General features: G+C 35.2%; 9 protein-coding genes. 7 read left to right on the top strand and 2 right to left on the bottom strand.

Annotated features, from left to right (window positions below):
• Positions 1-24 precede the first annotated feature (24 nt).
• The gene (locus ACT89M_RS25210; protein ID WP_487344880.1) at positions 25-2493 is read right to left on the bottom strand and encodes an O-antigen ligase family protein; all 2469 of its coding nucleotides are present in this window, start codon (positions 2491-2493) and stop codon (positions 25-27) included.
• A 673-nt stretch (positions 2494-3166) separates the two neighbouring features.
• On the opposite strand from ACT89M_RS25210, the gene ACT89M_RS25205 reads away from it, so the two are divergent.
• Positions 3167-4294: an acyltransferase family protein gene (locus ACT89M_RS25205; RefSeq protein WP_487344879.1), complete on the top strand. Its 1128-nt coding sequence runs from the start codon at positions 3167-3169 to the stop codon at positions 4292-4294.
• Positions 4295-4820: 526 nt separating this feature from the next.
• Here ACT89M_RS25205 and ACT89M_RS25200 read toward each other — a convergent pair.
• Positions 4821-5870, bottom strand: a complete 1050-nt coding sequence (locus ACT89M_RS25200) for an acyltransferase family protein (protein WP_487344878.1) — start codon at positions 5868-5870, stop codon at positions 4821-4823.
• A gap of 1101 nt (positions 5871-6971) precedes the next feature.
• Between ACT89M_RS25200 and rfbA the strand changes: the two genes are divergently transcribed.
• The 6 genes from rfbA to ACT89M_RS25170 all read left to right on the top strand — a co-directional run bounded on the left by rfbA (position 6972) and on the right by ACT89M_RS25170 (position 16859).
• Positions 6972-7841 carry a glucose-1-phosphate thymidylyltransferase RfbA gene (gene rfbA, locus ACT89M_RS25195; protein ID WP_487344877.1) on the top strand — a complete coding sequence of 290 codons (870 nt, stop codon included), beginning with the start codon at positions 6972-6974 and terminating at the stop codon, positions 7839-7841.
• Between the two features lie 36 nt (positions 7842-7877).
• The gene (locus ACT89M_RS25190) at positions 7878-9254 is read left to right on the top strand and encodes an ABC transporter permease (protein WP_487344876.1); all 1377 of its coding nucleotides are present in this window, start codon (positions 7878-7880) and stop codon (positions 9252-9254) included.
• A gap of 12 nt (positions 9255-9266) precedes the next feature.
• Complete coding sequence (locus ACT89M_RS25185; protein WP_487344875.1) at positions 9267-10481, top strand: ABC transporter ATP-binding protein; 1215 nt, start codon at positions 9267-9269, stop codon at positions 10479-10481.
• Positions 10482-10512: 31 nt separating this feature from the next.
• The gene (locus ACT89M_RS25180) at positions 10513-12045 is read left to right on the top strand and encodes a class I SAM-dependent methyltransferase (protein WP_487344874.1); all 1533 of its coding nucleotides are present in this window, start codon (positions 10513-10515) and stop codon (positions 12043-12045) included.
• 14 nt (positions 12046-12059) lie between these two features.
• Positions 12060-15866, top strand: a complete 3807-nt coding sequence (locus ACT89M_RS25175; RefSeq protein ID WP_487344873.1) for a glycosyltransferase — start codon at positions 12060-12062, stop codon at positions 15864-15866.
• Positions 15867-15932: 66 nt separating this feature from the next.
• Positions 15933-16859 (top strand): NAD-dependent epimerase/dehydratase family protein, encoded by a 927-nt coding sequence (locus ACT89M_RS25170; protein WP_487344872.1) that lies wholly within the window; start codon positions 15933-15935, stop codon positions 16857-16859.
• Positions 16860-16862: the final 3 nt, after the last annotated feature.

The raw sequence follows: 16862 nt of genomic DNA, 5'->3' as shown, positions 1-16862 counted from the left end.
ATAACAACAAATGTGGGATAGATTCTAATTAAAAGTCAATTCAGCAATTCGTTTGATTTCGTCTGCTTCACTAGATGAGATGGCAATCAGTTTATTATATAGAGCCTCGTCCATTTTAAATTCTCGTTTGAGCGAAGCGAGGTACCAACGAGCAATTTCACGATTCGTCGCATCCGTCAGATCTTCCGCAATTCCCGTTTTAAGTACAGCGGTAGCACCTGAGAGATCGTTGGACATATACTTCATTTTACCAGCATTGAGAATCATCGTTGGGGTAACTTGGAATGGCTGACCTTGAAGCTGTCCTTTAGGGAGAGTTTTAAGGTGCTCCACTCCATCTACTACATGCTGATATGCCTCAATTCCCGAAGTGAAATAAGCATTCTTTTTTGTAGTATCCCCTTGTCCTAGTGCCTGATACCCCAGATCGAATGATCGGCTGATCAATTGCTCATACCAGTCCATATCCCAAATATAGTTGCTTGCATATTCTTTTCGTAGCGTATACGCTTGGTCATTTTCGCCTTTCAATTCGTATATGCCAATGAGTTGTTTTACCATACCTTTATTATATGGTTCTGCTTCGAGGCCGCGCTGCAACAATTGCACGGCTTCTGTGTAGAATTGCTCATCTTTCGTTTGCGTGTAGCCTTGTTGATAAAGTGATGCTAGAAGCATTAGTGAATCTGGATGTGTGCTACGGATGGACAAATCCTTGTCCAGCGGAGCTTTGATTTGCCGGAAATCTTGACTGCTCCTCGCGAGCTCGTTACCTTCAATCGCATAATGATTAGCTTGTAGGAATCGAACAGAAACGATGAGGAGCACAATGATCGCTATTCCAGCAATTATACTGTACACTCCGCGTGCCGCAGCTTCTCCCATTTTTAAACGACGAGTTGGTTGAGGCTCAATCGCGGCACTCATGCCTCCAAGACCAAGGAATACCAGCATTCCAATAAAGACATAACTCATGTTGAAATCAAGAAGACTGAGCACGAGGATGGACATGGAAAGAATAAAGTATACGAAATGTGATTCGCGATCCTCTTCATTCCGTCTGACATACGATCGTACATATTGATAGAAAACATATAGTATAAACGCCATAAATACTAGAAATCCAACGAGGCCAACTTCGACAAGATATTGCATGAAAAAGTTATGTGCCTGGGCACTGACATAAGGATTGTTCTGATACTTTTCATACAATGAAGTCCATGCTCCGCCACCTGCCCCGATTACAGGATAGTCGGCAAATAGTTTCGTAGCATCTTTGTAGAATGTGATACGTTCAAGCACACTGTGCTGCTGGAAGTTGATATTCTCAAGTCGTGTGCTAATACTGTCCGGCAAAATGTTACGCACGCCCGTACCGAGCAATAGCACAGCAATCACAACGGTTAGAACTACAGAACCTAGCGGAATCCACATACTGGATGCTTTTCGAGCTGACCAAGATTGAAGCTTGGCTTCAAGTTTAGGGGCTACAAAGCGCTGGATCGCCCAACACAACAATGCAACAACAAGCGAGGCTCCAATAAGGATCGCCCAGCTCTTGGCTGCAAGAGAACCTGTGAACTGCTTTTGAAGTTCAATTCCAGAAGTGTTAATCGGGTTTAAAACCAACAGCGTGCCAATTGCCGATACGGCACAATAGATAAACCATAGAATTTGTTTGGTTGGTTTAAGCAAAAATAATAGGATAACAAATACGATAGGCAACATTACAAGTCCTGTACGAGAGAGCGTCAGAAGCAATGACAGAATAATGGGAACAAGCATGAAGCCATGCAACAATTGTGTGAATATTCTTTTGGAACGAATCATGCTGAAGATGGAAATAAACAAGAATGCCATTAGGAATGCTGCGTATGTATTGGGATACTGAAACACGGACGCAAGCCTCGCACCGTTGGAATCATTCCAGATGGCCTGGTTGTATACACCATTAATTACGCCAGCAGAAAACCATCCAACTAGTTTACCTGCAAAACTAAAGGCACCTAACCAATTTAACAAACCAAATCCGACAATAACATATGCAATTCCTATTAAGGAAGATTGTATGATATGATTGATTTTGTTGTTTTGAAGCAGGTACATCGTCATCACAAAAATCATGGCATAAATACATTGGATGACAATCATATTACCCGCCAAGTATTCTGATGCTGCATTAATTAGCGATAGTACATAGGTAAGAGGGAGTAATATAACAGCTACTTTGAGCCAATCTTGTTGTGTTTCTAACTTCATCTGCTTAAAGTAGATAGCAACCCATAGGATGAACAGGAGGGTCGTAATGGCAACAGCCCAATGAATGGGTGCTTCAAATTGCAGCAATTGACCATTAAATAGCGCAACTTGGAACGCGGACCAGAGTAAAAATAAGATAAGTCCTATGGACAATGACCATAGGAGCGTCGATGCCGAATGGGCCGTAACTTTCCTCGACGTTTTCATTTGTTTTCCGTATACTGGATTCGACAAGGTTTGATTCTCCTTTTCTTGTAGATACGACATTATTTTAGCATATACTAAGAGTAATGTCTTAGGCTGATCCAGAAAATTAGTGTGAGAGAAAAGAATGGAAATAAAAGGCATTCATTTTAGCAAGGGATTTGAAATAAAGCTCCACCCCCAAAAAAATTAAAGCAAACATTCTGCTTTCAATAAGCTGATAATTTTTTCATATAAGAGATTTAGTATTCTAGTGCCAGAAGTATCAAACTCTTTAAAAACTATTTAGTAATAGTTGTTAAAGAGTTTGAGTTTGACTTATACAGTTCTGGATCAGCTAAATGGTTCGGCATAGAGCTTCATTATTGTGATCGTTCAACAAAAGTATGATAGAGAAGTCCTTTCATTTGAGGAATAACCATAGGAATTCAAACGCAACTATGCAATACCTGGTTTCTACTTCTATGGTATGGCATAGGCTTCATACTACCTTCTTACATAGGGAGTACATGCAGAGGATGCTCATTGTGAGACTTTCTTCGGTATTGAGCCTACGGGAATATCCCATGTTAGGGATCTTCAGGTTCATGGTGAGCGCGATCGCTAAACCGAGCGAAGAGGATTATCTAACTTTTCAGATTGTCCGAGAGGAATTTAGAGCATTATTCATACTATCATTCTTATAGGTCAGGTGGGCAATTTAATGGTTAGAAATATTGGACTTGATTTCACAAGATCAATGGCCATTTTAATGGTTTTGATTTGTCATGGTTTATCATTCTTCTTTGTGCATTACAACGTTATTGGATATGTTTATGTATTTGGATATTTGGGTGTAGAAATGTTTTTTGTATTAAGTGGTTTTCTTATAGGCTCTATAATGCTAAAAGATATATATCATAAGCCTAATTGGAAGAACCTTTATGAGTTTTGTGCAAAAAGATGGTTTAGAACTTTACCCGCATATTTTTTCATGGTCATTATTTTGTATTTTGTGCAAAAAGATAAATTTAATATAGAGACACTATTCTTCTTGCAAAATTTCAAAGCTGAGAATCTTGATTTTTTTGCTGTATCATGGAGTTTGTCGATTGAAGAATGGTTCTATGTCTTGTTCTCTGTATTTTTTCTGTTTTTAGCGAAAATATGCAATTCAAGTAAAAAATCTTTTATTTTAGTTATTGTTTCTCTATTAATCATACTGAGTATATCCAGAGCCTACTATGTTATAAACTACTCACCCTTGTGGGATTTTGGGGTAAGGAAACAGATACCGTTAAGATTCGATAGTATGCTTGTTGGTGTATGTTTAGCTTCAATTAAGCTGTATTATAATAAATTTTATGAATATATTGCCAAAGGGCGGTTTTACTTGATAGGTAATTTGCTCGTCCTATTCTTCTTTGGAATTCTTTATGTGTATTATGGTATAGTTCAGGATACTATCAATTCTTCATTTTATGGTAGAACCTTCTTGTTTATCATTGTTTCAATTTCTTGCGCCATATTGATTGCCTTTTTTGAAAAGTGCGAAATTAATGATTTGTCACAAGGGAGCATTAAAAAACTTATAGCGTTCTTGAGTAAGACAAGTTACTCTGTATATCTGGTTCATTTTCCAATATTTATGTATATAGCAGGAAAGTACCAAAATAATCATTCTATTCTATCCTCGATATTTTTAATGCTAATATCATTAGTTGTAACATATGCAATTGCCATAATTATGTTCCGCTTTATAGAGACACCGTTTATGCAATTGCGAGATAAAATATTCCCAAATGGTACTAATGCGAAGAGTTTTGTACAATCCAAGTCTAATAACCTTTAGTTGGTCACAGATTGAATGACTTTGAGATGCAGGAGTTCATGCAAGCGGGGGTAGCTTTAATGACACTTCATTTGTTCCTTTTTCATTCCCTCAATTATGTATAGAAAACCACTCTGTGGTCATACCCCTGTCAAGTAGACAGGCGAAAAAAAGCTATGCTACCAGTGCGCATCGATATTTAATCGGTTCGCGCTGTTTTAATTTGGTTTGAAATCGTTTTTTTTTTTTTTTTCGCTTATTAAGCGCTCCCCGTTTCCAATTTTTCACCCACACCTTCAATTGTGAACAGTTTTGATGCGCTCAGCAACCACCATATAACTAAAAAAAACCATCCACATATGATCTAAATTCATTTAATTAGAATTCTTAGGTATAACTCTGAAATGTTTTCCTCTTTCGATATAACAATATCCCCTCCGAGTGTCACTAGAACATCATGCTAACATGAAGTTTTTTGTATCTACTTAAAGGGGGTGTATCATATGTTCTCACAGAGCGGTTTTATTATTAAGGGACGTTTGGCTTATCAATCTATAACACGATTCACTTGGACGCTCAAACTAGTTCTTTTAATTTTTCTTAACTTCATAGCGTTCTTTTCCACTAAATGCCACGATAAAAATGCAAATATACCTGATAATACTAATGTTAACATGAAGTTAATAGTTGCATTCATTTCTCCACCTGAGAGCTGAACCAATATTTGTTGAACAGGAAAAGCGTAAATATATATTCCGTAAGATACGTCACCATACTTTGAAACATTGCTAAAATTAAAGGATTGATGAAAAGCAAAATAATAAACCAGGTAAGAGCCGAATAAAGGTATAACCGATTTAACAAGACCTCCATAATTCGCGGCTAGTATGAAAATAAATATAGAGATTATAGCGTAAAAATGGCTGATTTTGATGTAATCCTTAAACATATATAAAACCATTCCACCAAAAAAATATCCTCCTAAAAAAGTGAGTTTATAAGTGAAATCACTATGAGGGATTTGTGGCATCATAGATATGCAAATAGTGGAAGTAAGTAATATTACTGATGTGCTCTTTCTGAGCATTTTGAAGACTCCTAAAATAAATACAATGACATAACAGCAGGTTTCAAATACCAAAGTCCATATCGAACCGTTCACGACACCTTTTAATATGTTGTTCTCGAATACTCCTGGTAGATAGTACTGAATAGGATGAAGTAAAATATTCCCTAAATACATATAAGTTTGGGGGTTGTTGAAATACTCCTTTACGGAAAATGTTGTTAAGATTGGCCCCATGATAAATGTAGTTATCAATATAACTACAATTAAAGCTGGAAATATTCTCAGTATCCTTGCCTTTAAAAAATAGATAGGGTCTTTTCTGTAATCATAGCTTTGTGTAATAAGAAAACCACTAATAATAAAAAACATAGCAACTGCTAAATCACCAAATGAGATCTGATTGTTGGTCCAACCAACTAGCGGATCAAGAGCATAATTATTTTGCGAAATAGCAAATGAATGAGAAAATATAACTGCGATAGCAGCTATTAACCTCAACAAATCAAAGTTATTCTTTCGACCTACCAATTTACTAATCCCTCGCTTTTTTGATGTAAAACCTTCAATGGAATGAATTCATAAAGCTATTAAGAATTTTCCTTAAACGCATTGATAATCAGGCCCATGAGGAGGTGATTCTAGATTTGTTCAACCCGATACTTTTATCTCTTGTCAGTTTGCCTAATTGGGAAAGATAGCCTGCATGCTTGTGGTATAGTCTAAGATGCAGAATTACACTAAACTGGAGCGGCTCAAAGGGACAGTCCCAGTAAATTCTCAATGCTTCTAGTTAAGCCTAAGGTACTATTGCATTTTATTTAGTAGTTCCATTAGTTATTTATCCTCCGAATCTTCTTGAATCAGATGATTATGCCAACCTTGGTTGTATCGTTCGTAAGCATTCAAGCAAGTAGTGAAGTACTTCTCTTACGTCATCGTATCTTGCTCCTCTCTAACCTAGTTTCTAAATAATAAGATGAGCAATAAAATTTTTGTACCAGTTAATATCCTAGATATAGTGTGGGTGGGTGTGTTTTGCAATATTTCAGACACCTTAGTATTATCGTTCTTCACGATTCTAGTAATTCTTGATGAGTCATCTGCCAGTTCCAAGTTTTGGATTTTATCCAGGCAGAATAAGGTTACGAACAAGAATGCCATTAGTAGGCTACATATGCATTAGTGCTTTAAAACACTGATTCGAAACGAAAGGTTATTTATGACATAGTTAAAAAAAACAGACACATTGTGCGGATATCATATTCATTGCAATTAATGAGAGGTTGCTGAGATTGAAAATATAATATATGACAAATGTATTTAGAAGCGCTATGATCGTCAGCCAGTCTCTTTTCTCTTCCAGCTTGAATCCTTAAATCAAGGTACGTAGCCTGGAATGATGTCTTGGTCCATGATAGTACAATGCCAGTAATTAATACTTAGAACAAAGATGGCCATTTCTCGTCATGGGTCGACGTTCCTGTCTATTTCCCGTATACTGAATTCGACAAGGTATAATTCTTCTCTACTTGTAGATATGACAATATTCTAGCATATATTTCAATAGTAAAACACTTGTCTTTGATTTGTTCTAAATAGATACATTCATAAATTTAGGAGGAGTAAGGAATGAAAGGAATTATTCTTGCTGGAGGCTCGGGAACAAGGTTGTATCCATTAACAAGGGCTGTCTCCAAACAATTGCTACCAATCTATGATAAACCAATGATTTATTATCCGCTATCTGTGCTAATGTTAGCAGGTATCAAAGAGATATTATTAATTTCTACTCCCAGAGATCTTCCATTATTTCAAGAGCTTCTTGGAAGTGGTGCATCACTAGGCATCAAAATAGAATATAGTGTGCAAGAACATCCGCATGGACTTGCAGAAGCATTTGTCATTGGGGAGTCGTTTATTAATGGAGATCCTGTGGCTCTAGTTCTTGGAGATAATATATTTTATGGTTTGAACTTCACTAAAACTCTCCAAACAGCCGCAAAAATGACAGAAGGTGCTGTTATTTTTGGATGTAATGTGAAAGATCCTAAAGCATATGGAGTAGTAGAATTTGATTCAGACGGAAATGTACTTTCAATTGAAGAGAAGCCAGATAAGCCAAAGTCTAATTACGCAGTACCGGGTTTATATTTTTTTGATAGCGAAGTAGTATCCATCGCCAAACATGTGTCTCCATCAGCACGAGGGGAGCTTGAAATCACTTCAGTCATTGAAGAGTATCTCAAAAAATCAAAATTAAAGGTTGAACTCCTAGGAAGGGGAATGGCTTGGTTAGATACTGGTACGCACGAATCTTTATTAGAAGCGTCTAATTTTGTGGAAGCTATCCAGAAACGCCAAGGCCTGTATATCGCTTGCTTAGAGGAGATTGCTTACCGTATGGGCTATATTAATAGTTCCCAATTGTCTACTTTGGCTGAGCCGCTTTTAAAGACCGAGTATGGTCGCTATTTATTAGATATCGTAGCTAATGGCTAGATGTATATTTGAATTCTGATTAAAGGGGTAATTTTTTTGCATGGGCATAAGAAATTTAAGTGGATTTTAATATTTTTTATACTAGTTTTTGCATGTTCTTTTTTGTTGAATATTGTCATAAAAACTCCTATTACGATGCATCTGAAGGCAAACATCACGAACAATTACAAGGATGATTTTCAACTTTATCTATTAGACTCAGCTGATGACGAACTCACTGAAGAAAATTCCGTAAAAGCAAGCTATGTTACACCTAATGCTGTTCAAGAATTGAAATTTAAAATGGACACGAATGTATTTAAAATCAGATTTGACTTAGGGACACAACCATCTAAGCCAATCTTGGCCGATTTGAAACTGACTTCCTTATATCAAGGTTATGATCTGCCACTGAATAATGTAACTATGAAGAATAGTAACCAGATATCAGAGATTGAAATTAATGAGTCTAGTGTTACATTTCAAACAGATGGTACAGATCCATATGTTTATGTCTCCATTCCTAACAGTATTAAAAATGAGATCCTTAGAGATAATGCATATGTTAAACAATTTTTCGCAATTGGTATTTCTCTAGTTGTGTCCATAGTTATGTGTTTATTATTAAGAATTAGGAAAGATATTATTAATCTATTAAGAGAAATGAAAGACCATCGAGAGCTCATTTATCGTTTATCGTTAAATGATTTCAAAACAAGATATGCTGGCTCTTATCTAGGTGTTGTTTGGGCATTTGTACAGCCTGTCATTACAGTCCTTATTTATTGGTTTGTATTTGAAGTAGGCTTTCGATCGGGACCAGTTCAAGATGTACCCTTTATACTTTGGTTGGTTGCAGGAATTGTTCCGTGGTTCTTTTTTGCCGAATCCTTAGGGAATTCAACCAATTCACTTATAGAATATAATTACTTGGTCAAAAAGGTTGTCTTCCAAATTCGTGTTCTTCCTTTCATGAAGATTATATCGAGTGGATATGTTCATATTTTTTTCATTCTTATTACTTTACTTATTTATGGAGTATATGGCTTGTACCCTGATATCTACTATATTCAGTTGATTTACTATTCTATCGCTGCTTTCGTTATGGTGTATAGTATTTCATTAATTACGAGTTCCTTGATTGTGTTTTTCAAAGATTTAGGTCAGATTGTTAGCTTGGTGCTACAGTTTGGAATGTGGCTTACGCCAATATTATGGAATTCAGCCATGCTTCCTAGCCAATTCAGGTGGATGCTAAAGATTAACCCAGCTTATTATATTGTTGAGGGATACAGAGATTCCCTGATTTATAAGGTCTGGTTCTGGGAAAGGTATAATCAATCTATTTATTTTTGGTTACTTGCTGCTGTATTCTTTTTTCTTGGTATAATCATTATGAAAAAACTTAAACCTCACTTTGCTGATGTATTGTAGGATGGTGTGAACATGGAGAATTCAATTATTTCAATTCAAAGTATTTCAAAGATTTATAAATTATATGATTCGCCTATTCTTCGATTGAAAGAATCTCTAAGTATTAAAAAGAGAAAGTATCATAAGGATTTTTTTGCGCTAAATAATATATCCATGTCTATAAGCAAAGGCGAGATCGTTGGTCTGATTGGGAAAAATGGAGCTGGAAAGTCCACACTACTCAAGATTATCACAGGAGTGGTGTCTCCTAGCTCAGGGGATGTATCTGTTGAAGGCAAAATATCGGCGTTGCTTGAGTTGGGAGCAGGCTTCAATCCAGAATATACGGGGATAGAAAATGTATTTCTTAACGGAATGATGATGGGTTTTTCAAGAGAAGAAATGGAAGAGAAGCTACCCTCAATTTTAGAATTTGCTGATATAGGCGATTTTGTTCATCAACCTGTAAAATCATATTCAAGTGGGATGTTTGCAAGGCTAGCATTTTCTGTTGCAATAAATGTAGATCCCGAGATCTTAATCGTAGATGAAGCTTTGGCTGTGGGCGATTTAAAATTTCAATTGAAATGTATGGAGAAATTTAACGAGTTCAGGGAAAATGGGAAGACTATTCTATTCGTGTCTCATGATATTAATAGTATCAAACGATACTGTACAAGAGCAATATGGATTAACCAAGGCAAAATAGAGGCGCAAGGTGACACAGAAACCGTATGTGATCGTTATACTGACTTTTTAAAGTATGGTGATGGCAATTTAAAGAAGCCGGTATTTGGTAAAGTGCCTTCAGAGACAAGGGTTTTAAACAAAGAAATCGTAGGATTTGTTGAAAGTGTATCTATTATAAATCAGACGAATGAGCAAATTACCGAGATAAAAAACGGTGAGAATTTCAAGGTCAAGATTGATTTTGTGATGAATCAAGAGGATATAGATATTGTATTAGGAGTGGCCGTGCATACAATTGACAATATTTATGTTTGTGGTCTTAATACCTTGTTAGATAAAGTACAAATAAACTATAACAAAGGAATAAATACTATATATTTAAATTATTCAGATTTTTATCTTCTAGGTGGCAGTTATTATTTTGATGTTGCTTTGTTTGAAAAAAATGCTCATGTTCCCATAGATTATAAAGCACAGATCTGTGACTTCTTTGTAAAAGCCCCTTATGTAGCTGAAGGTCTTTGTATCTTACCTCATTCTTGGAGTATGAAAGGATAGGCTGAAAATGAAATATGATTTCGAACTCGACTTGAATTCCAATAACTCCTTGGCACTCATAGCTAAAGAAATTGAAGCTCATACAACAGTGCTGGAATTTGGTCCGGCAGCAGGAAGATTAACTCGTCACTTGAAAGAGAATTTACAGTGCGATGTTTATATCGTGGAGATAGATCAGGAGGCTGCGAAGAGAGCTTTACAATATGCAAAAGAGGGAATTGTAGGAGATATTGAGAAATTAGATTGGCTAGAAAAGTTTAGTGATATAAAGTTTGACTATATTATTTTTGCAGACGTCTTGGAGCATTTGTATAACCCACAGCGTGTCTTAGAATCTGCTGCTTCCTTATTGAAGAAAGATGGTTCTGTATGTATTTCGATTCCTAACATTGCACATAACAGTGTAATCATTGAAATGATGCACAACAAATTTCAGTACAGACCGGTTGGTATTTTAGATGATACGCACATCCGATTTTTCACCTACCCTACGTTGATCAATATGATAGAATCGAGTGGTTATGTCACAGTTAAGGAAACTGCTGTAATAAAAAGGGTTGGAGAAACGGAGATTAGTAATTTTTTTGATGGGCTCCCCAATTCCGTTTCAGCTTATCTAAAGACACGTGACTTCGGTGATGTATATCAGTACGTGCTAAAGATAAAGAAGAAAGAATCGATGTCTCAAGCGAGTTTAATCAGAGATATTCCTGTGCGTAGTGATTACTATTTTTCGCAGTTATATATTGATACGGGCGCCGGATTTGGAGAAAGTCAAACGATTATAAATAATAAAAAGTATTCTGGCCAGATCATTTTTGAACTAGATAATTTTGAAAAGGTGAGCAGACTTAGATTTGATCCGTTGAATGTCTGTTGTTCAATAAAAATTGAAAATATAGAGCTTATTGCGAAGGATGGAACAACTCATACAATTGAATCTTATGAGACGAATGCGGAATACGTAAATGATGGCTTTTTTGTGTTCTTCAATTCTGATCCACAGATCATAATGGATCTTCATGACTTTATTGATTTAAAAAAAATTGTAATTACAATCTCTATACTTGATCATGAGTTTGATAAATACAAGTTTATAGATGTTCTGTTGGAAAATATTGAGGGGATCGATAAAGAACAATCTAAACTTTTAGATCAATTAGATAAACGAAGTGATGTGGTCCACTTTTCTAACGAAAAATTAAATAAACTAAAAGAAATATTAGACAATCTCTTGCAAGAAAAAGAGAACCTGAAGAAAGAGAACGATGAATATGAATCAGATATATACGAGCTAAGAAAAGAGAAAGAAGAACTGAACTTGTTAGTAAAAAAATTAACACAAGAGCTAGAAGAAAATAAAAAATGCATAAATGAAAGTAAACAACAAGTAGATAAGTGTATGGAAACCTTTTTACTACAGGAAGATAAAATGAAAGAAATGAATGTGACGATTAAAAATCTTGAAGCAAAAGTCAGTGAACAATCAGATGAATTAAATAGAATTTATTCATCAAAAAGATGGAGAGTAATTTCTAAATTCAAGAAAATGGGTGTGGATTAATGTTAGTAAGTCATTTGTTGAATATAATTAATGCCGTTTTGGATAGGAACACCAAAAAAAATAACATGCTTAGAAACTCTATCGCTTTCGAAGCGGATGATGCTAGTAATATAGAGATTAACGAAATCAACCAATTTTATGTTAGTGACCCGCTTCAAGAGGCTCAAATATCTTTCTCAGTTGGTAAAAAAATCAAATTCGTGAAATTTATATATTGTATCTTTAACTCTAATGACAAAGGTAAAGTAAGAATCGTTTGTCACGGGGAACATGGGGAAATTCAAACATTTGATGTTGGAAACTTTAGTGGCAAAAGTGTTCCATTTTACCTAAAAACGCATTTCAATATATCTAAAATTGTTATTCATATTGATTCCTCTGAGTCTTTTGATATTAGCCAACTTGAGCTTATAGGAATCTCAAAAAGTGAATATATGTATAATAAACTGAAAATGTACGGGATAAAATTTAATAAGACTATTAAACTTCAGCCTCATTTACGCAAGAGGTTTTTTCAGGAAATTAAAGTATCTGGATTAAAATTAGCGTTAACCAAGGTTAAACAGAAGCTATACAGTACTGAACCTCAGACGAATATCATTGAGTTTCACAATCAGGTTTTGTTTGACAGTAAAAGTGCTGTGAACAACGAAAAGGCAATTTTATTTATAGTACATGATGCTCAAAATGCAGGAGCTTCGATCTTATCTTTAAATATAATTAAGATTCTTAAGAATGTATATGGTAAAAAGGTTATAGCAATCCTCCTTAAAGGGGGACCGCTCGAAAAAGAATTTGCAACAGTTGCTGAAGTTATCAGTTTGCATCAACATTCATTATCTTTTCTTGAAAATGAGAAAGAAGTACATGGTGTGATTCGCTCTCTTTCCATGAGTGGTGTAAAGTACTGTATAGCTAATTCAGTAGTTTCAAGTATTCTAGTTAAAATTCTTAAAGATAATGGTATTGAAACGATCTCGCTTATTCATGAATTACCCACATCAATTCAAACATATAACTTTACAGAGGCTGCCAAGCTTGCAGCTCAATATGCAACAAGAGTGGTTTTCCCTAATCAGTTTGTAAAAGATAATTTTGTCGAGTTTTTCCCATTTAATGAGGAGAAAGCTCTGATCATGCCTCAAGGTATATATAAAAAAAGATCGAGGACTTTGGATAAAGAGCTTGCGAAAACGCAGTTGCATAAAAGGTTTGGACTAGACAATGATACTGTTGTTATTTTAGGTTGCGGATACGGTGACCTTAGAAAGGGACTTGATTTATTTTTTAAACTAGCTCAGGAATTAGTTCACAAGAAGCAACTTCGTCATATGCATTTCGTGTGGATGGGTGATACGGAAGGTATTCTTGAAAAGTGGTTGATGCATGATGCAAATGCTTTAGATCTTAGCCAGAATATCCATATGATTGGTTTCCAGGTAGATCCATTACCTGTTTTTGAAGGAGCAGATATTTTTGCTTTAACTTCTCGCGAAGATCCCTTTCCTTCTATTGCACTAGAAGCTATTGATAATGGCACTCCAGTTATTGCTTTTAAAGATGGTGGGGGAATGCCCGAACTCTTAAATGAGCTAGGTGTCAATCCAGTACCATATTTAGATGTTAGTGCAATGGCTGTGGAACTAGAGAGAATTCTAGGTGATGAAGAGGTTTACAGCTCAATTGTTAATAAGGGACGTAAAGCAATAGAGGAAAAGTTTAATTTCACAAAATATGTTGGGAACGTATTGAATAGTATCGATCCGTCTACCAATCAGAAATCTAAGTATAAAGTTTCTGTAATTATTCCGAATTATAATTATGAATCTTTTATTGAACAAAGACTCCTTTCAGTTATTAACCAGACTGTAAAACCATATGAAATTATCTTTTTGGATGATGTATCGAGTGACAACAGCGTTAATTTGGCAAGGAAGATTTTGACTGAGAGCAATATTAAACACAAGATTATTGTGAATCAAAAGAATGTGGGTTGCTTTGGTCAATGGATCAATGGAATTGAAGAAGCTGAAGGGGATATTATCTGGATAGCTGAGGCGGATGATTTATGTGAATCTGTTATGCTTGAAAGGTTGCTTCCAGCATTTAAAGATCAAGAAGTTAATCTTTCCTATGCGCAGTCTCAAATCATAGATGAGTATTCAAATAAAGTTAACTACCGCTATACTGAATACACTGATGATTTGTCTACTGATAAGTGGGTAGAACCTTATTGTATTAGTGGAAAGGACGAAGTTGTCCAAGGTCTGGGTATCAAAAATACTATACCTAATGCTAGTGCAGTTCTTATGAGAGCTTCTGCATTAGAAGGCATCGACCAAGAGTTGGTGAATTACAAAATTGGTGGAGATTGGTTTGGTTATTTGTTTGTTCTTAAGCAAGGTAAAATTTCTTTTACACCAGAAATTTTAAATTACCACCGAAGACACTCACAAAGTATCATTAGCAGAAATGAACAAAAGGTTGACTTGTATAGGGAGCTTCTAAATATTAAACAATATATTATTAATACCTATGAATTACCTGTGAGTATGCTGGATAAATTTCTTGAACAAATCCCGAAGGATTATGAAAGGTTAGGTTGTGCAGGTTATAGTAGTAAGAATATCTTTGATAACCCGGAATTAGCAGATAAAATGGAATTAGTTCAAAAAAATGCAGTCAAAAAATATTCGGAAACAAATTATTTGAGCGAAAAGAAAAATTTACTTTTTGTTACGCCCGATTTTGAAGTTGGTGGAGGACAAATGCTCGTTATAAGGCTTGCAAATTTCTTCTCGACTTATCAAAACGTTTATATTTATAATGCAAGGCCTTGGCTAGTGGACGAATCTGTACTTAAGATGATCTCTCCTTCCGTGAATATATTACCTAGTTCTGGAGATGCGGGAGAGTTAAAGTCTCAAATTGAAAATCTTCATATTAACACAGTGAATTCCCATATTTGGTGGTCTGATAAGATTGTGTTTAATGCTATAAAAGAAAACAAAGATATAAATTGGGTTCTCTCTATGCATGGATGTTATGAGGCTCTTCAGCAGAACCCCGATTGGGACCATGATTTTATAAATATAGTACCTATGGTTCTAGAACGAGCTAATCATATTATCCATGCAACGGATAAAAACCTGAAGATTTTTGAGCAGGTAAAGGTAACAGATTACAACAAAATTAAAAAGGTATATTATGGATATGATTTACAAAGTATTGATCCAAAAGACAAGACTATATTAGGTATTAAACAAAATGAATTTGTGTTTGGCCTAGTTTCACGTGCAATTAAAGAAAAAGGCTGGGAAGAGAGCATACAAGCTATAATAAAATTAAATAACGAAAGCAGTTTAAAATCCCATCTGATTCTGGTTGGCGAGAGTGAATATTCTAAAAAACTCAGAGAAAAATATACAGACTATGATTATATACATTTTATTATGGATCTGAAAGAACCCTCTGAATGGATCGGTTGGGTTAAGGTTTTCGATGTAGCATTGTTACCAACTTATTTCATTTCGGAAAGTTTACCTAATTCGGTAATTGAATATTTAGCGTATGGCAAACCAGTAATATCTACTAACATTGGGGAAATTCGTTATATGATTCATTCTCAAGATGAGAATAAGTCAGCTGGAATTTTATTAGAGTTAAGTCAAGGCGTTGTAGATGTTAATGACATTGTGAATGCAATGAAAACGATGACTACTGAACCTGATAAGTTTTTGGAATATAAGGAGAATACCTCTGTATTGTTTAAGCAATTCACTATGCAGAATTTTGCGAGTAGATATTATGATCGTTTTTGAATATTTGTTTAAAGTCACTGGTAGCTATGACTGGTGACTTTAACAATGTGGAAAGGAAAGAACTCTATGAACACAATTGTTTTTGGAGGTGCTGGATTTATTGGGGCAGAGCTTGTCAAAATGCTTTGTTCTATGGACATGGAAGTAACTCTTTATGATCGAGATATCAGCAGGAAAAGGTTGCCGGAAGGTAAGTATAGTGTGATAGAGGGTGATTTTTTTTCGGAAACTAATTTCCGAACTTTATTGGAAGGTAAAAATACGATCGTTCACTTGATTAGTAGTGTCACACCTTCTAGTTCAATGGAAAATGTTTTAGAGCCATATTCTAAAGATGTTATTAAAACTATAGAGTTAATAGAAGCTGCAAAAGAGGTGGGAATAAAAAGGATCATTTTCTTGTCTTCGGGTGGCACTGTTTATGGTGAAGTGAACGCTGATTTATTGAATGAGAATATGCCTTGTTCCCCATTAAATCATTATGGAAATATGAAATTAACTCTTGAAAAAATATTACTAATGTATAACAAGTTATTTAATATGCATAATGTTATACTTAGGGTCGCGAATCCTTATGGTTTTGGACAAGCTCCAGATAAAAAAATCGGAGCAATATCTATTTTTATGCATCGGATTCTAAATAATGAACCAATATCAATTTATGGCGAAGGGCATATTGTAAGAGATTACATTGAGATTTCAGATGTGTGCCGGGCAATTATTTCATCTATACAGTATGAGCCTAAGCGTTATAATTCAGAACCGGTATTCAATGTAGGTACTGGAAGAGGATTATCTTTAATTGAAATTATACGCCTGTTAGAACTAGTTACAGGAAATGATGCCATAATTAATTATCAAACTGAGCGAAGCTATGATGTGAAAAGAAATGTGTTGGATCCTCTTAAGGCTAAGATTGAGATGAGTTTTTATTCGAAAGTGGCGGTTGAAGAAGGGATTGAAATGTTGTACAGAAACATTAGGGGGAATTAACTG

The sequence above is a fragment of the Paenibacillus sp. NN59 genome (assembly GCF_057597225.1).
Note: the sequence above shows the minus strand (reverse complement) of the source record. Positions and strands in the feature narration are given on the sequence as shown.